The 18,056-nt window shown below is 40.0% G+C and carries 18 protein-coding genes; 8 read left to right on the top strand and 10 right to left on the bottom strand.

From position 1 onward, the window contains the following. The first annotated feature begins 34 nt into the window (after nucleotides 1–34). The 4 genes from BMZ55_RS02720 (at nucleotide 35) to BMZ55_RS02735 (ending at nucleotide 3,522) form a co-directional block, all read left to right on the top strand. Nucleotides 35–1,582, top strand: coding sequence for a M20/M25/M40 family metallo-hydrolase (locus tag BMZ55_RS02720; RefSeq protein WP_089818423.1), 1,548 nt, complete (start codon nucleotides 35–37; stop codon nucleotides 1,580–1,582). Between the two features lie 174 nt (nucleotides 1,583–1,756). Next, complete coding sequence (locus BMZ55_RS02725; RefSeq protein WP_089818425.1) at nucleotides 1,757–2,194, top strand: DUF6526 family protein; 438 nt, start codon at nucleotides 1,757–1,759, stop codon at nucleotides 2,192–2,194. 35 nt (nucleotides 2,195–2,229) lie between these two features. After that, nucleotides 2,230–2,394 (top strand): phosphatidate cytidylyltransferase, encoded by a 165-nt coding sequence (locus BMZ55_RS02730; protein ID WP_084060887.1) that lies wholly within the window; start codon nucleotides 2,230–2,232, stop codon nucleotides 2,392–2,394. Nucleotides 2,395–2,397: 3 nt separating this feature from the next. Further along, nucleotides 2,398–3,522 carry a DNA topoisomerase IB gene (locus BMZ55_RS02735; RefSeq protein WP_089818427.1) on the top strand — a complete coding sequence of 375 codons (1,125 nt, stop codon included), beginning with the start codon at nucleotides 2,398–2,400 and terminating at the stop codon, nucleotides 3,520–3,522. Between the two features lie 65 nt (nucleotides 3,523–3,587). On the opposite strand, the gene xth is transcribed toward BMZ55_RS02735, so the two are convergent. From xth to BMZ55_RS02750, 3 genes are all read right to left on the bottom strand, one after another. Then, the gene (gene xth / locus BMZ55_RS02740; RefSeq protein ID WP_089818429.1) at nucleotides 3,588–4,364 is read right to left on the bottom strand and encodes an exodeoxyribonuclease III; all 777 of its coding nucleotides are present in this window, start codon (nucleotides 4,362–4,364) and stop codon (nucleotides 3,588–3,590) included. Nucleotides 4,365–4,473: 109 nt separating this feature from the next. Further along, nucleotides 4,474–4,806, bottom strand: a complete 333-nt coding sequence (locus tag BMZ55_RS02745) for a 2Fe-2S iron-sulfur cluster-binding protein (RefSeq protein WP_089818431.1) — start codon at nucleotides 4,804–4,806, stop codon at nucleotides 4,474–4,476. A 42-nt stretch (nucleotides 4,807–4,848) separates the two neighbouring features. Then, nucleotides 4,849–5,901 (bottom strand): NAD(P)/FAD-dependent oxidoreductase, encoded by a 1,053-nt coding sequence (locus BMZ55_RS02750; RefSeq protein WP_089818433.1) that lies wholly within the window; start codon nucleotides 5,899–5,901, stop codon nucleotides 4,849–4,851. Nucleotides 5,902–6,044: 143 nt separating this feature from the next. Here BMZ55_RS02750 and BMZ55_RS02755 point away from each other — a divergent pair, with 143 nt between their 5' ends. Together BMZ55_RS02755 and BMZ55_RS02760 are read left to right on the top strand one after the other, a co-directional pair. Continuing rightward, nucleotides 6,045–6,812 carry a DUF3108 domain-containing protein gene (locus BMZ55_RS02755; RefSeq protein WP_089819388.1) on the top strand — a complete coding sequence of 256 codons (768 nt, stop codon included), beginning with the start codon at nucleotides 6,045–6,047 and terminating at the stop codon, nucleotides 6,810–6,812. A 117-nt stretch (nucleotides 6,813–6,929) separates the two neighbouring features. Beyond that, nucleotides 6,930–9,353, top strand: coding sequence for a DUF5916 domain-containing protein (locus BMZ55_RS02760; RefSeq protein ID WP_089818435.1), 2,424 nt, complete (start codon nucleotides 6,930–6,932; stop codon nucleotides 9,351–9,353). 94 nt (nucleotides 9,354–9,447) lie between these two features. Here BMZ55_RS02760 and pheS read toward each other — a convergent pair whose 3' ends face one another. The 3 genes from pheS to BMZ55_RS02775 form a co-directional block, all read right to left on the bottom strand. Then, a complete protein-coding gene (gene pheS / locus BMZ55_RS02765) occupies nucleotides 9,448–10,458 on the bottom strand; it encodes a phenylalanine--tRNA ligase subunit alpha (protein WP_089818437.1) in 1,011 nt (336 codons plus the stop codon). Nucleotides 10,459–10,539: 81 nt separating this feature from the next. Beyond that, nucleotides 10,540–11,121, bottom strand: a complete 582-nt coding sequence (gene rdgB, locus BMZ55_RS02770; protein ID WP_089818439.1) for an RdgB/HAM1 family non-canonical purine NTP pyrophosphatase — start codon at nucleotides 11,119–11,121, stop codon at nucleotides 10,540–10,542. A 20-nt stretch (nucleotides 11,122–11,141) separates the two neighbouring features. Next, a complete protein-coding gene (locus tag BMZ55_RS02775; protein ID WP_089818441.1) occupies nucleotides 11,142–11,975 on the bottom strand; it encodes a CPBP family intramembrane glutamic endopeptidase in 834 nt (277 codons plus the stop codon). Between the two features lie 148 nt (nucleotides 11,976–12,123). Here BMZ55_RS02775 and BMZ55_RS02780 point away from each other — a divergent pair, with 148 nt between their 5' ends. Both BMZ55_RS02780 and BMZ55_RS02785 read left to right on the top strand, forming a co-directional pair. After that, nucleotides 12,124–13,719, top strand: coding sequence for a peptide chain release factor 3 (locus BMZ55_RS02780; RefSeq protein WP_089818444.1), 1,596 nt, complete (start codon nucleotides 12,124–12,126; stop codon nucleotides 13,717–13,719). Between the two features lie 130 nt (nucleotides 13,720–13,849). Further along, a complete protein-coding gene (locus BMZ55_RS02785) occupies nucleotides 13,850–15,004 on the top strand; it encodes a DUF4349 domain-containing protein (RefSeq protein WP_089818446.1) in 1,155 nt (384 codons plus the stop codon). 18 nt (nucleotides 15,005–15,022) lie between these two features. Here BMZ55_RS02785 and BMZ55_RS02790 read toward each other — a convergent pair whose 3' ends face one another. The 4 genes from BMZ55_RS02790 to BMZ55_RS02805 are packed head-to-tail and all read right to left on the bottom strand — an operon-like array spanning nucleotide 15,023 to nucleotide 17,911. Further along, nucleotides 15,023–16,090, bottom strand: coding sequence for a DUF2891 domain-containing protein (locus BMZ55_RS02790; protein WP_089818448.1), 1,068 nt, complete (start codon nucleotides 16,088–16,090; stop codon nucleotides 15,023–15,025). A gap of 10 nt (nucleotides 16,091–16,100) precedes the next feature. Continuing rightward, a complete protein-coding gene (locus BMZ55_RS02795; protein WP_039344377.1) occupies nucleotides 16,101–16,343 on the bottom strand; it encodes a hypothetical protein in 243 nt (80 codons plus the stop codon). 47 nt (nucleotides 16,344–16,390) lie between these two features. Beyond that, a complete protein-coding gene (locus BMZ55_RS02800) occupies nucleotides 16,391–16,753 on the bottom strand; it encodes a hypothetical protein (RefSeq protein ID WP_089818450.1) in 363 nt (120 codons plus the stop codon). Between the two features lie 12 nt (nucleotides 16,754–16,765). Beyond that, a complete protein-coding gene (locus BMZ55_RS02805; RefSeq protein ID WP_089818452.1) occupies nucleotides 16,766–17,911 on the bottom strand; it encodes an acyl-CoA dehydrogenase in 1,146 nt (381 codons plus the stop codon). Between the last annotated feature and the right edge of the window lie 145 nt (nucleotides 17,912–18,056).

An 18,056-nucleotide genomic window follows, 5' to 3' on the forward strand; every position in this document is an offset into this window, starting at 1 on the left:
AAAATTTGTTATCTTCATCGGAAAATTATTTTCTATGAAGAATTACGCGAAATTATTCTTGGTTTCAACGGTTTTTGCCGTCGGACTCAATGCCCAAACCAAAGACCAAATGGTAAAATCCATCATGGATGAAACCTACCAAAACTCACAGCTTGAAACTTTAGCTTATGAACTTTTAGACAGCATCGGACCGCGACTTGTTGGAAGTCCGAAAATGCAGCAGGCGCACGACTGGGCGGTAAAACGTTTTGAAAACTGGGGGATTGCAGCAAAAAATGAAAAATGGGGCGACTGGAAATCCTGGGAAAGAGGGACTTCTTCCATTGAAATGGTTTCGCCGTACTTAAAATCAATTGAAGGAATGCAGCTCGCTTTCAGCCCAGCAACTTCTGCAAAAGGGGTAACTGCTGATGTCGTGATGCTGCCTATATTTAAAAATAAAAACGAATTTGACCAATGGTTGCCGAAAGTGAAAGGTAAACTGGTAATGGTTTCACAATATCAGCCAACTGGTCGGCCAGACGAAAACTGGAAAGAATTTGCCACGCCGGAATCTTACGAAAAAATGAAGAAAGAAACCCAGGCTGCGGCGGAAGAATGGCAAAAATCCATTGCGGCGACCGGCGAAACTTCCAGAACACTGAATGCAAAACTCGAGAGCGCAGGCGCGGCAGGAATCCTTTCTTCCTACTGGTCACGCGGTTTTGGTGTGAATAAAATCTTTAATGCTGGCACGAAAAAAATTCCGGTTTTTGATGTTTCACTGGAAGCTTACGGCCAACTTTACCGAATGATTCAGCATGCTACAACTCCAAAATTAAAATTGGTGGCGCAGTCAAAAGACAAAGGCTCCGCTCCCACTTTCAATACCGTTGCGGAAATAAAAGGAACTGAAAAGCCGAACGAATATGTAATTCTTTCCGCGCACCTCGATTCCTGGGATGGCGGCACCGGCGCAACGGATAATGGTACCGGAACAATTACGATGATGGAAGTTGCCCGGATTCTAAAAAAATATTATCCAAACCCGAAAAGGACGATTATCGTGGGACTTTGGGGAAGTGAAGAACAGGGTTTGAACGGTTCGCGCGGTTACGTTTCTGCCCACAAAAACGAAATGCCGAACGTGCAGGCGGTTTTTAATCAGGATAACGGAACCGGAAGAATCGCGAATATCAGCGGACAGGGTTTCCTTAACGCGTATGATTATATGGGAAGATGGCTGAGCGCCGTTCCGCGGGACTTAACCAAAGACATCAAAACCACTTATCCGGGCTTTCCTGGTGGTGGCGGATCGGATCATGCTTCGTTTGTTGCGGCGGGCGTTCCCGCATTTATGCTCGGTTCTTTGAGCTGGGATTACGGCGCTTACACCTGGCACACGAACCGCGATACTTACGACAAGATTGTTTTTGATGATTTGAAAAGCAACGTTGCTACGATCGCGATTTTAACCTACATGGCGAGTGAAGATCCGGAAAAAGCTTCTGCAGAAAAAATTAAACTTCCGCTGGACCGTAACGGCGAACCAGCGAAGTGGCCGGAAGTGAAAGAACCTACAAGAAAAGGCGGCTTCGACTAAGAATTCCAGCTAAAATATTGAAACTGATGCGACAAATTGCATCGGTTTTTTTTTGGCTTTAATTCTAAATAATACCATTTAGCAAAATCCGAAAAAAATGCCCAAATAACACCGAATTTTTTCATTAATTCAGGCAAAAGTTAACAATGGTTAATTTTTTGATATGCTTAAAAAATGCAGAATCAAAACTATAAAAACCACAGAAAATTTTACCCGCCGCACCATTTCATTTTTCTTCCGCTGCTGGCTTTTCTGCTGATTTTCGGTGTACGGAAATATTTTACAGATGAAAAAAATGACCTCGTTTGGGCATTATTTTCAGTAATTATTTTCCTGTTTATTTATTTGACTTTGATGCTGCGCCAACATTACGCGCTGGGAAACCAAGACCGGATTATCAGAGTGGAATTCAAGCAGCGTTATTTCGAACTGTTTGGTAAAAGTTCTGATGAGGTAGAAAACAAACTTTCGTTCGGGCAAATTGCTGCATTGCGTTTTGCTTATGATGATGAATTTAAAGTGCTTTTAGACAAAGCGCTTTCTGGAAATTTAAGCGGAAATGAAATTAAAAAATCAATCAAAAACTGGCGGCCGGATAACCACAGAGTTTAAATTGAAACATTTATAAACATTAAAAAAATACAATTATGAAAAAGTTTACATTTCTTACATTAGCTGTTTTCGCATTACTTACCTTCACTGGCTGCGACGCCATAGGCACGATTTTCAAAGCCGGAATGTGGTGGGCATTTTTCTTAATCGGTGCTGTTATCGCCATCGTGATTTGGCTACTTACGCGAGGTAAAAACTAAACGATGAACGCAGATATTCCCAGCGTAGATCTTATCGCGAAAATAAGCCCGGCGAAAATCATTAAAATCATGAAAGACCCGGTAAAATCTGCAAAAGCAGTGAAACTGGTGTACTCAAATGATGGGGAAAGTCTGGGAATTTCCCGCCGTAAAAGGGGCAAAAATTTCACTTATTTTCTCGGTGACGAAAAGGTAAAAGATAAGGAGGAATTGGAGCGCATAAAAAAGCTCGCAATTCCTCCCGCCTGGGAAGATGTCTGGATTTGTGCTTTGCAGAACGGTCACCTTCAGGCTACCGGAATTGACGCAAAACGCCGGAAACAATACCGATATCACCCGGTTTGGAATGCGCTGAGAAATCATACTAAGTTTTACCGGATGCTTCAGTTTGGTGAAATTTTACCAACCATTCGTCTTCAGCTTGAAAAAGATCTGTCTAGAAGAAATCTTGACAAAAGAAAGGTTTTGGCTTTGGTGGTGAGTTTGATGGAACGCACCAACATCCGAATCGGAAATAATATTTACGAAAAGCTTTACGGTTCTTTTGGGTTGACGACGCTAAAAGATAAACACGTAAATATTACCGGCCAAAAGATTAAATTTTCTTTTAAAGGTAAAAAAGGTGTTTACCACGACATCGACCTTAAAAACAGAAAACTTGCTATTGCGGTGAAAAACTGCCGCGATATTCCCGGCAAGGAACTGTTCCAATATTACGACGATGACGGTAAACGCCACGCAATAGAAAGCGGAATGGTAAATGAATATATCAAGGAAATAAGTGGTGAAGATTTTACCGCGAAAGATTTCCGAACTTGGTCCGGAACAGTAAACGCACTGATTGCTTTTAAAGAAATTGAAGCCGCAACCGATCCGGAAGAGAAGACAACCCAAAAAGCAAAAATTAAAAAAGCGATTGAGCTTGTCGCCTGTGAACTCGGCAATACCAGCACGGTTTGCAGAAAATATTATATTCATCCGCTGATTTTGAATCTGTACGAAAGCGATTCGATTAAAAAATATCTGGACGAACTGGACGAGTTGGAAGTAGATGACGGAAAATCCGGTTTAACAAAAGAAGAATTGACTGTGATGAAAATTCTGAAAAATGAAAAACCAGGTCTTTAATATAAATCACAAAAATTACCGGTTTTAGCCGGTAATTTTTTTTCAATAATTTCATTTATAGCGCTTTAAAATTCTTTTAATTCAATCCAGGTTGGAACGTGGTCGCTTGATTTTTCCCAACCGCGAACTTCTTTATCTACTCCACCACTTTTTAAATATGGAAGCACCGAGGGCGAAAGCAAAAAATGATCGATTCGCATTCCGGCATCGCGTTCATAAGCTTTCCGGAAATAGTCGTAGAAAGTATAAATAGTTTTGTCTGGAAATAAATAGCGAATTGCGTCTGTCCAGCCCTGGTTTAAAACTTCCTGATAAGCTTTTCTAGCTTCGGGAAAAAACAGCGCGTCCTTGATATATTTCTCTGGTTTGTACACATCTTTTTCCGTCGGAATTACGTTAAAATCACCGCAAATAATCACCGGTTTTCCCGAGCTGATGAGCACTTCTGCCTGCGCGTCAAAATGCTGAAACCAGTTCATTTTATAATCAAATTTGGGTCCCGGCGCGGGATTTCCGTTCGGTAAATAAATGCAAACCAAGGTCAGTTTTTCCAGTTGAACTTCCAGATATCGGCTTGCTGAATCATCATCATTTCCGGGTAAAGCCGTTTTCAGGACTTTTGGTTTTTCATCTTTGGTGAGAATTGCAACGCCATTCCAGCTTTTTTGTCCGAGCCAAATCGCGTGATAACCGGCTTCCAACAACTCATTTTCAGGAAACTTTTCCTGTGGCGCTTTCAGTTCCTGCAAGCAAACCACATCGGGTTTTTCCTGCGCAAGCCATTTTAAAAGGACTGGCAATCTGCCGTTAATGCCGTTTACATTGTAGGTTGCAATTTTCATATTGTGGTACTTTTCTCAAAATTAAGAAAAGTAATCGAAATGAAAAATGGAATTTCGTGATGGTGTAAAAGCAAAAAAAAATGCCCTTAAAAGGGCATTTTTTTTATTTTTATGGATACGGCGCGATCTGAACTTCCAAACCGTCAATCTCTTCGGTGATGTGGATTTGGCAACCGAGCCTGCTGCTGTCCTGCACATGGAAGGCTTCACTCAGCATAGCGTCTTCTTCTTCACCCATTTCCTGTAGGTTTTCGGAACCTTCCAAAACATAAACCTGACACGAGGCGCACATGGCCATACCGCCGCAAACGCCGATTGTTCCTTCTTCTGCAAGTTCATACGAGCGGATGACTTCCATTAAGTTCATCGACATATCCGTTGGCGCGACAACTTCGTGAATATCACCATTCCGGTCGGTAATTTTTAGCGCGATATCTTGCATTTTTTTTGAAAAATTTAATTAAATGGAAAAAAAAGGGCTGATTTAGTCGATTTTTTTTACAACTGCTTTTTCAGCTTCTTTTCGGCTTCCGTCGAAACCATCAATTCCGCTGACTGTTGTATATTTCAAAACGAATTTTTTACCTGGATTGAGCATGTTATAAACACTTTGACACATCAAAGTTGCCTCGTGGAAACCACATAAAATCAGCTTCAGTTTTCCCGGATAGGTATTGACGTCGCCAATGGCATAAACACCAGGAATATTGGTTTGATAATCCAAAGCATTATTCACCACAATTGCGTTTTTTTCAATTTCCAGACCCCAATTTGCGATATCACCCAATTTCGGTGTAAGACCGAAAAGCGGAATAAAGTAATCGGTTTCAAGGTCATAGATTTCACCATCTTTTTCCACGGTAATTGCGGTTAATTTTCCGTCGCCTTTCAAGCCACGAACTTCTGCAGGTGTCACCATGTGAATTTTCCCCTGATCTTTCAGCGCCTGCACTTTTTCTACAGAATCCAAAGCGCCACGGAATTCATTTCTACGGTGAATTAAAGTAACATCACTCGCAATGTCGGTTAAAAATATGCTCCAATCCAAAGCCGAATCTCCGCCACCGGCAATTACGACTTTTTTATTTCGGAAATGTTCAGGTTCTTTAATGAAATATTCAACACCATTTTCTTCATAATCTGCCAAGTTGTCCAGTGCAGGTTTTCTTGGCTCAAAAGTACCGAGACCACCAGCAATTGCAACTGCCTTAGCGTGGTGTACCGTTCCTTTATTGGTAATGACTTCAAAAGTGCCATCTTCCAGTTTTTTAAGCGTTTGCGCAGTTTCACCTAAAGTAAAACCTGGCTGAAACTGCTTAATTTGCTCCATTAAATTATCCACCAATGCGCCGGCGTTGATGGAAGGAAATCCGGGAATATCAAAAATGGGTTTTTTCGGGTAAAGTTCAGTTAACTGGCCACCAGGCTGTGGAAGAGCGTCGATGATATGACATTTTAATTTTAGTAAACCGGCTTCAAAAACCGCAAAAAGTCCTGTGGGACCAGCTCCTATAATCAATATATCAGTTGTAATCATTAAAATATTTTTTTAGAGAATAATTGTGCAAATTTACGAAAAATTAAAAGATTTCTAAATGCCCGCCGATGAATAATTTCACAGAACTACGCGACCAAAAGGCATTTTCTGCAGTATGGCAAATATTTTGCAAAAGCATGACCATGAAAAAGATTTTTTTGCTGTCTGCATTTCTGTTTCTTACACAGATTTTCGGACAAAAACTCAATAATATTCAGTCGGGAGAGGTGCTGAAATACCGAATTCACTACGGACCGCTGAATGCCGGAACGGCAACTTTAACCACTTTAAAAACCACTTATTTAGGCGAACCCCATTTCTATGTGAAAGGCCACGGCAGAACAACCGGTGCGGTGCGGGCTTTCTTTAAAGTTGAAGATAATTACGAAAGTTTTATCAACTACAACACCGGTTTGCCGAGTTTTTACGTTCGAAACGTAAAGGAAGGAAACTACACACAGCATTACGAAACGGTTTTCAATCATAAAAACCAGACGGTATTGCTTACCGATAAAGAAAAAAATAAAACCACAGTAGAAAAATCGGTGAAGGGAGTTCAGGATATGCTTTCAGCTTTTTATTATCTAAGAAGTTTGGATCAGGATGAACTGAAAGTTGGTACCATCAAAAAGATGAATATCTGGATTGATGACGAAATGTTTCCGTTTCAGCTAAAAGTTGTAGGAACTGAAAATATTAAAACCAAATTTGGTTATATCAACAGCTTGAAAATTATTCCCCAGGTAATGAGCGGCCGCGTTTTCAAAGATAAAGAAGGTGTTACATTGTACGTCAGCAATGACCGTAACCACGTGCCACTTTCTATAAAAGCTGAACTTGTGGTAGGTTCTTTAGTGGCAGCCATCGATTCTTTCCACAAAGTGAAATATCCGCTAAACTTCACCAAATAAACATATACAATTTAGCTAAAATTAAAAAAAACGGTCTTTTAACCGTTTTTTTTGTGAAAAATATAAAGCTGATGTAACAAAAACGGTTTCGCGATTGTCTTATCACTAAAACAAACCATGAAGCTAACGAGTGCCACCATTTTTCTTTTTTTATCTTTTGCCGGCGCGCACGCACAAACCGTAAAAAACGACAGTATCAGCCGGAAAAAAATACAGATTACCAGAATTGATCAGCCTATAAAGATTGATGGGCACCTGGACGAAGAAGTCTGGAAAAATGCCGCTGTAGCACGGAATTTCGTTGAATTTCAACCAAAAAATGGAAATCCGGAAGCACATGAGTTCCGTACGGAAGTTCGTGTTTTGTACGACGATACTGGTATTTATTTCGGTGCTAAAATGTACGATCCGGATCCAAGTAAAATAGCAAAAGAACTGGTAGAACGGGACAATGTGGGAAATGATGACTTTTTCGATGTGGTTATTAATGGATACAACGATCACCAGCAAAGTCTGGAGTTTATAATTATGCCAAGCGGCGTGCAGTTTGACGCGAAAATGACCAACGATTACGGTGAAGATTCCAACTGGAGCGCCGTGTGGTACAGCGGCACAAATATCGACGATGAAGGCTGGACAGCCGAGTTGAAAATTCCGTACTCAGAACTGCGTTTTCCGAAAAAGGATATTCAGGAATGGGGATTGAACTTCGTACGCCTCATTAACCGGACAAAAGTAAAATCAACCTGGAATTTCATCGATAACAAAAAAGGTTCTTTTCTGCTTTACGACGGTGTTATGCAAGGTATTGAAAACATTCAACCGCCAGTGCGACTCTCCTTTCTTCCCTACTTTTCGACTTATTTAAATAATTTCGACGGCAAAACTTCCACCATTGTAAATGGCGGAATGGATGTGAAATACGGTATTAATGATGCTTTTACTTTGGACACCACTTTAATTCCGGATTTCGGGCAAACTGCTTTTGATGACAATATTTTAAATTTAGGCCCTTTTGAGCAGCAATTTTCTGAAAAACGTTCGTTTTTCACCGAAGGAACGGAGCTTTTCAGCAAAGGAAATCTCTTTTATTCACGTCGTGTCGGCGATTATCCTTCGCGCTATCCGGAATTAAGCGACGACGAAACTTTAGTTGAAAACCTACAGAAAGTAAAATTGCTGAACGCGACAAAAATTTCTGGCCGTACAAATAAAGGTTTGGGAATCGGTTTCTTTAATGCAATTACGAAAAAAACCGAGGTTGACATTAAAAATACTGTTACCGGCGAAATTCGCACAGAAACAGTAGAACCTTTGGCCAACTACAACGTATTTGTTTTCGACCAGCGTTTTAACGGCAATTCCTCGGTTTCCTTAATCAATACCAATGTTACCCGCGCCGGCGATTTCCGCGATGCTAATGCCACGGCTTTTTTGGTGGATTTAACCGACAAAAAAAATAAATACAATTTTTCCGGTGCCGTGCGCGGAAGTTATGTTAGGGATGGCAACAGCGACTTTGGAACAAATATTAACGCCGGTCTCGCAAAAATTTATGGCAAAAGCACTTATCAGGCTGGCTTTCAGGCTGTTTCAAAAGATTACAACATCGATGATTTGGGCTACACAGGTCAAACCAATTATGTTCGCTACAACGGAAATTACGGTTACCGCTTGTTGCAACCCTCAAAAAGCTTCAACAATATCAATCTGAACATCAATCTGGGATATGCGCGTCGACTTGAAACTGATTTATTTAAATCCTTTGAAGTCCATAGCAGCATTGGTTTTCAGGATAAGAAATTCCGTAATTTTGGTGGCGGACTTCTTTTCACACCAAATGGTGAAAACGATTTGTACGAGCCACGCGTTTTCGGAAAATACCTTTATGTTCCGGCTTTTATCAATCCGTGGATATGGTTTAATTCAGACAACCGTAAAAAGTTCACGTACAATTTCAGCATCGATTATTACGCTTATGATCAAACCGGCAGATATCGCCTGAACAATGATTTGGGAATAAATTACCGCTTAAATGACCATTTTTCTTTGAATTACCAGGGTGTTTTACAAACCAGCAATGAGGAGCAAGGTTTTGCAGGTGAAAATCTCGGCACAATTTACATCGGAAACCGAAACCGAAATACCGTGATCAATGGTTTATCATCGAAATATACCATCAACAATAAAATGGCGCTGACCTTCAGTTTAAGACATTATTACACCGAAGTGAATTATACGAAATTCGGCACTTTAGAAGAAAACGGGCGCGTAAGACCTGTTGATAACTATTCGAAAAACAACCAAACTTATAATTCCTGGAATGTGGATATGCGATATTCGTGGTGGTTTGCACCGGGCAGCCAGCTGACTTTGTTGTACCAAAATGCCGCTCAAAACTATCTGGATTATTCCAGAATAAATTTCGGCAAAAACTTCAGTAATTTATTTAATGAACCCATGAACAACACGCTCAGTTTAAAAGTTTCTTATTACATCGATTATAATCAGGCGAAAAACTGGTTCAAACAGAAAAGCTAAATTTCTCTTCATAACTAAAGAAAAAGCTTCCGGAAAATCCGGAAGCTTTTATATTTAAGAAAAATTTGCCGCTAAAAGGCCAAATTTTTTGGTTTTACAAACTTTTAAATTGCTGCAACATTCGGATGTCATTTTCGAAAAACATGCGGATGTCACTCATTTGATAAAGCAGCATTACAATTCTTTCGATACCCATTCCGAAAGCGTAACCTGAAAATTTATCAGGGTCGATGTTGACATTTGTTAAAACCGCGGGATCCACCATTCCGCAACCCATAATTTCGAGCCAACCAGTTCCTTTTGTAATGCGGTAATCGGTTTCGGAATTTAAACCCCAATATACATCAACTTCCGCGGAAGGTTCTGTAAACGGGAAATAAGACGGACGCAACCTGATTTTTGATTTACCAAAAAGCTCGGTGGTGAAATATTGAATGGTTTGTTTCAAATCCGCGAAACTTACGTTCTGATCGATGTAAAGACCTTCGATCTGATGAAAGATACAGTGAGATCTGCTTGAAATTGCTTCATTCCGGAAAACGCGGCCCGGCGACAAGATACGCATCGGCGGCTCATTATTTTCCATATAGCGTATCTGCACCGATGAAGTGTGCGTTCTCAGCAAAATATCAGGATCGGTTTCAATGAAAAAAGTGTCCTGCATATCGCGCGCCGGGTGATATTCGGGCAAATTGAGCGCGGTAAAATTGTGCCAGTCATCTTCGATTTCCGGGCCGTCTGCTACCGCAAAACCAATAGAACGAAAGATTTCGATGATTTGGTTTTTCACTAAATTAATCGGATGCCGCGTACCTAATTCCGATGGATAACCGGGTTTTGTAAGGTCATCTTTTTCCAGAATAATCTGCGATGTCGAAGAATTTTTCAGCTCCACGAGTTTGGTTTCTACCGCCTGTTTAAGCGTGTTTATTTTCTGACCAAATTCTTTTTTCTGCTCGCTCGGGACATCTTTAAACATAGAAAAAATATCATTTAAAATGCCCTTTTTTCCGCTGAATTTTATTCGGAACTGTTCAATTTCATCTTTGTTTGCAGACTGGAAATTTCCCACTTCCACCAACAGTTCATCTATTTTTTCTAACATCTTCTTAAATATAGTGAGTGCAAAAATACGGTTTTTAGATCAAAAAAACTGGCCGCTTTTTGGGCAAATTTTTCAGAATTTCTAAACTTCTTCCGCCATAAAATCCAGCAACTGATCGATGGCTTTCCGGCGGTGACTGATTTTGTTTTTCTCCTCCATGGGCATTTCTGCAAAAGTAATTTCGTAATTGTCCGGCTGAAAAATGGGATCATAACCAAAACCTTCAGAACCGCTCAGTTCTCTGCGAATCTGTCCGTAAATTCTTCCTTCAAAATAATGAACTCCGTTCTCATCCATTAAGCACATTACCGTGACAAAATAAGCTTTTCGGTTTTCCTCGTGCTCCATTTCTCCCAGTACTTTGGCCATATTTTTTGCAAAATCGTGTTTGCCGGCATACCGCGCAGAGTAAATCCCGGGACGGCCGTCCAACGCATCTACAACCAAGCCGGAATCATCACCAAGACTGGCTTTTCCGGTGGTTTTAAAACAATATTCAGCTTTGATGCACGCGTTCTCGCGAAAGGTATTTCCGTCTTCCACAATCTCATCGTGAATGTCATAATCGGTGAGCGAAGTCACTGTAAATTTTTCCCCTAAAATCTGCTGAATTTCTTCTTTTTTATGTTGATTGTGTGTGGCGACAAGAATTTCTTTCTTCATAAATTCAGTTTAATTAATGACTATTGGTCCTGATAATGAACCCGGTATTTTCGGGTAAATAAAATATAAAATGTGGTAAACAGAACGATGCCGATGCCGAGAAAAAGCCATTCGGACATTTTTGCGGCGTCCGCAAAACTTTCACTTTTGGTATAAAAAAGCAAAATGCTGGAACATAAATTATTGAAAGCGTGCAGTAAAATTGGTAAAAGCAAAGATTTTGTTTTGTAATACACCAAACCCAAAACGCTACCGAGCAACACTGCACCTACGAACTGCCAGGGATTTCCGTGCACCAAGCCGAAAGTTACCGAAGAAATCAAAATGGCATAAAACGGCCGCATGCCTTTGTTCAGCAAACCTTTCATGATGATTCCACGGAAAACAATTTCCTCAAATAGCGGCGCCATAAAAACGGCAAGCACAATAAGTGTAGCTGGATTTGACGTCATCTGTTCCATCAATCTACTGAAGTAATCATAATATTTACCGAAAAAGGGACCAGTAATAGGAATTTGTGAAGTAATAAATTCTGCGATAAACATCATTCCCAACATCATCGGAAAAATCAAAACGTAGGTCATGAAATTGGTGGGCGCAAAATTGAAATTCAATTTTTTACCGGTGCTGGGACGGCAAATAAAATAATCAAAAAAGAAAATAGCGCCCACAAATAATGCCGCATTGGAAATCAGCAAGTAAAAATCCTCATACTGAAAATTGACGTTAAAGCCAAAAACACTCACCACATTCATCAAGGAAATCAGGGTAACTCCGGCAATGGCACCGGCCACAAGCGCCACAGCACCTTTAAAACCGAAAGTGTATTTTGGAGCGCGGGATTTTACTTCCATCAAAAAATATTTTAGGCAAAGATAATTGTATTCATCGGATGATGCGGAAAATTGCTTTTAAATATGAAAAATTTGCTGCTTTAAGGCCGAATTTTTACGTTTTCATTTTCGGTAAAAAAAAGCGATTTTTGCAGTCTCAAATATAATTATGTCAGATTTACTTAAAGAGATAGGAAAAAGAAAAACCTTTGGAATTATTGCGCACCCGGATGCCGGAAAAACCACACTTACCGAAAAACTGTTGCTTTTTGGAGGCGCGATTCAGGAAGCGGGCGCTGTAAAATCCAATAAGATTAAAAAAGGTGCAACTTCCGATTTTATGGAAATTGAGCGCCAGAGAGGAATCTCTGTGGCGACTTCGGTTCTGGCATTTGAGTATAAAAATCACAAAATCAATATTTTAGATACGCCCGGACACAAAGATTTCGCTGAAGATACCTATCGAACTTTAACTGCTGTTGATTCAGTTATCGTCGTGGTCGACGTGGCAAAAGGTGTGGAAGAACAAACTGAAAAGCTCGTTCAGGTCTGCAGAATGCGCAATATTCCGATGATTGTTTTCATTAATAAACTCGACCGCGAGGGAAAAGACGCATTTGATTTATTGGATGAGGTGGAACAGAAACTCGGGTTGTCTGTCGTGCCACTTTCGTTGCCGATTGGAATGGGAAGTCAATTTCAGGGAATTTATAATATTTGGGAAAATAATATTCAGCTCTTTTTAGAAGAAAAAAAACAACGCATTGGAACTGCTGTAAAATTTGATGACATCAACGATCCGAAGGTTGATGAAGCGATTGGTGAAATAGCTGCCGCAACTTTGCGCGAAGAACTGGAACTCATCCAGGAAGTTTACCCGAAATTCAACCGCGAAGATTATATGAACGGCGATTTGCAGCCGGTTTTTTTCGGTTCAGCTTTGAATAATTTCGGTGTCCGCGAATTGTTAGACGCGTTTATCGAAATCGCGCCAAATCCGCAGCCGAAAGAAAGCGATTCGAGACTCGTAAAACCTGAAGAAAAAGATTTTACCGGCTTTATTTTTAAAATTCATGCCAATATGGACCCAAAACACCGCGATCGTCTGGCTTTCGTAAAAATCGTGTCCGGAACTTTTAAAAGAAATGAAAATTACCTACTCGTCCGCGAAAATAAAAAAATGAAATTTTCTTCGCCGAACGCTTTTTTCGCGGACAAAAAGGAAGTTGTTGATGAAAGTTTTCCAGGCGACATCGTCGGACTTCACGATACCGGAAATTTCCGGATTGGTGACACCCTAACCGGCGGTGAAAAATTAAGCTTTAAAGGAATCCCGAATTTCTCGCCGGAACATTTCCGATACATAAACAATGATGATCCGTTGAAAGCGAAACAGCTTGCAAAAGGCATTGACCAACTGATGGACGAAGGTGTGGCGCAACTTTTTATTCTGGAAATGAACAACCGAAAAGTCATCGGAACTGTCGGTGCTTTACAGTACGAAGTTATTCAATACCGTTTGGAGCATGAATATGGCGCAAAATGTACCTACGAACCACTTTCCATCCATAAAGCGTGTTGGATTGAAGCGGATGAAAAATCTGAAGAATTCCAGGAATTTGCGCGGTTGAAACAACGGTTTATGGCGCGCGACAAATATGGACAACGTGTTTTCCTTGCGGATTCGTCGTTTACGATTCATATGACTCAGGAAAAATTCCCGAACGTGAAACTGCATTTCATCAGCGAATTTGAGAATTCATAATTTTGTAAAGTTCTTGTAAAATTAATTTTTAAAATACTCATTAACAGACTCTTGATAATTTCAAGAGTCTTTTTTCATTTTTAAAGGAATACAATTTGATTAACTTTCGGCGACCCAAATTTAAAATAAGATGAAAAAAATATTTCCGGTTGTTTTGCTGTTTTTTTTAATTTTTTCCTGCTCGAAACAAGAATTTACACAAACAACCGATACGATTAAACGTGCCGACAGCCTTTTTACCAAGGCGAATGACGGTCTGAAAACTTTAGACTCCATTTCTAAAAACATCAGCGATTCCAACGGAATAGCGAAAAAAATAATTATTCCGAAAATTGAAAAACAGACGAAAAGAATTGACAGCACGCTGAAATCCGGCAGCTGGCGAATCGATTCGCTGAACAAAGAAATCACGAAAATTACGAAGCACGTAAAAACCGGAACCGATGTCGCAAAAACTTTAGATTCTGCGAGCCAACTTTTGAAAAATGGTGAAAATGCCATCGCGGTTTTATCCAAAACTGCAGACCGAATTTTAAAGCAAACGCAGGAAAAAAAAGAAGCGGAGCCCGCAAATCCGGCTCCGGAAGTTCAACGTGATGAAGAAAATTCGATGGCACCTGCTCAAAAAGATCCGTTGATTAAGAAAACTTTTCTTGAAATTGAAGTTGAAAACCTTTCAGATGCAAAAGCACTTTTACGTCAGCAACTTCGCGACAGCAACGGAAATTTGGTTTCCGAAAATTTCACCACTTCCGAAGGAATTAAAAAAGAAAATCTGGAAATGCGAATTCCGATGCGCGATTTCGATTATTTTGTACAGAGTATTTCGGCGCAATTGGGTGATGTCACGCTGAAAAATACAACTTCACGCGGTTCTGATTTAATGAGCAATACAAGCGGTTCCGTGGAAATTACGCTTATTCAGAAAAATAATAATTTTGCGAGCGGAATGCCAAATTCTACTGTCGAGGAGCCGGAAAAAACCGCAGGAAATGAAACTTTTGGCAGCAAATCTTCTGATGCTTTTAAAAGTGGTTCCGATGTTTTAAAAAAAATATTTTTAGCACTTTTGCCCTTCTGGCCAGTGTTTGTGTTTGGTGGAATTATTTTTCTCATTTATTTTAAAACGAAAAATCAACAAAAATCGCCACCCATTCCGACTACTGAAAATATAGAAAATCTCGAGGAAAAGCCGGCAGAAAATCTAATTGAAAAGCCGAAAAATAGCAATGCCAAATCGGAAGATTCAGAACCGGATTATTCGAGGTATTTACCAAAAAAATAGCCTTTTAGCGGCAAATTTTTAATCTTCCAGTGCGTACACCGCAAAACTCGCGAGCCAGTGATCACCGCCGTAATTTCCCTGAAAAAGCAGCGGCAAAGCATTGGCTAAAAAACGCTCGGAAGTTTTAGAAAAATGCCGTTTTAGCGGGTGATTTTTCGGTAAAGATTTCGCAATACCTTTCATACACCAGGCTCTGCTAAAGGAAAGTCCAACCAAATGAACGGTTTGGAAATCATTAATATCGCTGATGACCGGAATCTGCGAAATGTTTTCCACACTTTTTTTATCGTAAAATTTGTTGAGCCATTTTACAAAGTCTTTCTGCGGAAGAATCCTTCGCATTAAGTCGGCGATTTCTAAACTTGGTGAGAAAAAATCGCTGCCGTCGGGTTCCAGATATGCCGGAGTTTTCTGGTCGTTTAAATAGAAGTTTTTTGACTTTTCTATCAACTGATTTTCGAAAACTTTGTCATTCGAAGCGCGTGCCCAGTCAATCGCAAAAGCCATAGCAAATGCCGAATTCGGGTGAACGCCGGTTCTGTTTGGATACGTTTGTTTTGGTAAATAAGCTTTCCACAGACGCAGAATTTCCCCGGTTAAAGGTTTCAGATTTTGGTGCCAAATTTTAGCTTTTGGATGATCCCATGTCGCTAGTTCTTCATCTAATTTCAGCAACCACGCCCAACCGTAAGTTCTTTCGAAATTTGCTGCGATTTCATATTTAGTGAAATAATTTGCCTCTTCAAGCACATTTTTTTTCAGAAATGAATTTTCCAGAATTTTTAAAATCTCATCGGAATTTTCTAAATGCGGTTTGGTTTTCAGCAAACGTACAAGCATCCAATGACCGTGAACCGAAGAATGCCAATCAAAACAGCCGTAAAAACTGGGATGCAGTTGGCTTGGCGACAAAGAAACTTCATTAGAATTATTAATGATATGCGCGGTTTTGTTTGGAAATTCCTGATTGATACACTTCAAGGGTTTTTCTGCTAATTTTAGGGCAATTTCATCCGTCAGCTTCGGCAAAACCTGACTTTGGAAAGCTACACTCATTAAAATGGTAAAAGGTAAAAAGTATTTCATCTTCAAAAATTTAAAAATGAAGTTTGCCTTCCGTGATTAAATAATAGAAAATTCCCGCCGCGAAAAATAAAAACAGATAAATGAGGACCAGGATTTTTTGCCGTTTTAAGGAGGATAAAATCAGAAGTCCTAAAATTCCTGTTTCCAGCACGACAATTTTGTGGATGGGATCCGGCAGAAACAGCGAGCCAGCGATAAGCGCCAAAGAAAGGAAATGGAAAATGCGTTCTTTCTGCAGTATATATTCTTTCATTTTTTAAAAATAAGAAATCCTTTCAGATTGCTGAAAGGATTTTCTTTTTATTTCATATTCACGATTCGGTCGACAATATATTTCGTATTTCCGCGCCACGGTATAGCGCCGTTGTATTCCTTATAATGTAAATCGAACTGCTTGCCGCTGTTTTCTTCAAGTTGCTTAAAAATTGCTTCATTTTCCACAGAGAATTCAAATTCATAGCTGGTCAGCGCGCCGGTTTTTCCGCGGCCGAAACCTTCCTGAATAAGCTTGCCTTCGTAGGTTTTGAAAATATAGCCTTTTTTGTTCGCATAATTTAAATATCCAGATTTCACGCCTTCAGCAAAAACGAAATAGTATTTATACCAAACGAAAATTCCCAAAAAGAGAAGCACGGCAATGATAACAATCCAGATTTTTTTCATAAGAAAAGGTTTTTAGCTGTTTTTAGCAATACTTCGTGAAATTACGATTTTCTGGATTTCGGAAGTTCCTTCGTAGATTTGAGTGATTTTCGCATCGCGCATCATTCTTTCTACGTGGTATTCTTTTACATAACCGTAGCCACCGTGAATTTGCACTGCTTCAATTGTAGTGTCCATTGCAACCTGTGAAGCGTATAATTTCGCCATCGCACCGATTTCCGAAATATCTTTTCCTTCATCTTTTTCTACCGCTGCTTTATAGCACAACATTCTGGCAGCCATAATGGATGTTGCCATATCTGCAAGTTTGAAAGCGATTGCCTGGTGGTTGATAATTTCCGTTTTAAAAGCTTTTCTGGTTTTCGCATACTTTAAAGCAAGTTCATAAGCTCCGGAAGCAATTCCCAAGGCCTGAGATGCGATTCCGATACGGCCGCCATTAAGCACAGCCATCGCGAAGTTGAAGCCGAAACCGTCCTCACCAATTCTGTTTTCTTTCGGTACCACCACATCCGTGAAAAGCAATGAGTGCGTGTCGCTTCCGCGAATTCCTAATTTGTCTTCTTTCGGACCGATTTCAAAACCTTTCCAACTTCTCTCCACGATAAAAGCGTTAATTCCTTTATGTTTTTTTTCCGGATCAGTTTGCGCAATTACAATATAATAAGTGGCGTTTCCTCCGTTGGTAATCCAGTTTTTGGTTCCGTTTAAGATATAGTGATCTCCTTTGTCAATCGCTGTAGTTTGCTGCGAAGTGGCATCTGAACCCGCTTCCGGCTCGGATAAAGCAAAAGCACCGATCACTTCACCACTGGCAAGTGGTTTCAGGTATTTCATTTTTTGCTCTTCGTTGCAGAATTTTTCCAATCCTGCACAAACTAAAGAGTTGTTTACAGACATTACCACGGCTGCAGACGCATCAACTTTCGCGATTTCTTCCATTGCGAGCACATAAGAAACGCTGTCCATTCCGGCGCCGCCGTATTTCGGGTCTACCATCATTCCGAGCAGTCCCAATTCGCCCATTTTTTTTACCTGTTCGTAGGGAAACTTCTGTTGGTTGTCTCGCTCGATAACGCCGGGTAAAAGTTCGGTTTGTGCAAAATCTCTGGCGGCTTGCTGAATCATCAACTGTTCTTCAGATAAATTAAAATCCATAAAATAAAAAATTGTTAGACCGTAAATTTACAATATTTCTAAAAAGTAAAAAACTTATTTAAAATTTACCTCACAATACTTGTTGCAGGTTTAAATAAATTTGATATTTTTACATAAAACCATGAAGGTTTACAAATTTCATAAT

It is taken from the genome of Kaistella treverensis, assembly GCF_900114045.1.
Lineage (GTDB): Bacteria > Bacteroidota > Bacteroidia > Flavobacteriales > Weeksellaceae > Kaistella > Kaistella treverensis.

Excerpts from the sequence above, each read along its gene's own strand:
- BMZ55_RS02795 (WP_039344377.1), bottom strand. The coding sequence starts at position 16,343 with ATGAAAGAATATATACTGCAGAAAGAACGCATTTTCCATTTCCTTTCT.
- BMZ55_RS02745 (WP_089818431.1), bottom strand. The coding sequence starts at position 4,806 with ATGCAAGATATCGCGCTAAAAATTACCGACCGGAATGGTGATATTCAC.
- pheS (WP_089818437.1), bottom strand. The coding sequence starts at position 10,458 with ATGTTAGAAAAAATAGATGAACTGTTGGTGGAAGTGGGAAATTTCCAG.
- BMZ55_RS02760 (WP_089818435.1), top strand. The coding sequence starts at position 6,930 with ATGAAGCTAACGAGTGCCACCATTTTTCTTTTTTTATCTTTTGCCGGC.
- BMZ55_RS02805 (WP_089818452.1), bottom strand. The coding sequence starts at position 17,911 with ATGGATTTTAATTTATCTGAAGAACAGTTGATGATTCAGCAAGCCGCC.
- BMZ55_RS02790 (WP_089818448.1), bottom strand. The coding sequence starts at position 16,090 with ATGAAATACTTTTTACCTTTTACCATTTTAATGAGTGTAGCTTTCCAA.
- BMZ55_RS02785 (WP_089818446.1), top strand. The coding sequence starts at position 13,850 with ATGAAAAAAATATTTCCGGTTGTTTTGCTGTTTTTTTTAATTTTTTCC.
- BMZ55_RS02725 (WP_089818425.1), top strand. The coding sequence starts at position 1,757 with ATGCAGAATCAAAACTATAAAAACCACAGAAAATTTTACCCGCCGCAC.
- BMZ55_RS02780 (WP_089818444.1), top strand. The coding sequence starts at position 12,124 with ATGTCAGATTTACTTAAAGAGATAGGAAAAAGAAAAACCTTTGGAATT.
- BMZ55_RS02730 (WP_084060887.1), top strand. The coding sequence starts at position 2,230 with ATGAAAAAGTTTACATTTCTTACATTAGCTGTTTTCGCATTACTTACC.
- BMZ55_RS02750 (WP_089818433.1), bottom strand. The coding sequence starts at position 5,901 with ATGATTACAACTGATATATTGATTATAGGAGCTGGTCCCACAGGACTT.
- BMZ55_RS02735 (WP_089818427.1), top strand. The coding sequence starts at position 2,398 with ATGAACGCAGATATTCCCAGCGTAGATCTTATCGCGAAAATAAGCCCG.
- xth (WP_089818429.1), bottom strand. The coding sequence starts at position 4,364 with ATGAAAATTGCAACCTACAATGTAAACGGCATTAACGGCAGATTGCCA.
- rdgB (WP_089818439.1), bottom strand. The coding sequence starts at position 11,121 with ATGAAGAAAGAAATTCTTGTCGCCACACACAATCAACATAAAAAAGAA.
- BMZ55_RS02755 (WP_089819388.1), top strand. The coding sequence starts at position 6,045 with ATGAAAAAGATTTTTTTGCTGTCTGCATTTCTGTTTCTTACACAGATT.
- BMZ55_RS02800 (WP_089818450.1), bottom strand. The coding sequence starts at position 16,753 with ATGAAAAAAATCTGGATTGTTATCATTGCCGTGCTTCTCTTTTTGGGA.
- BMZ55_RS02720 (WP_089818423.1), top strand. The coding sequence starts at position 35 with ATGAAGAATTACGCGAAATTATTCTTGGTTTCAACGGTTTTTGCCGTC.
- BMZ55_RS02775 (WP_089818441.1), bottom strand. The coding sequence starts at position 11,975 with ATGGAAGTAAAATCCCGCGCTCCAAAATACACTTTCGGTTTTAAAGGT.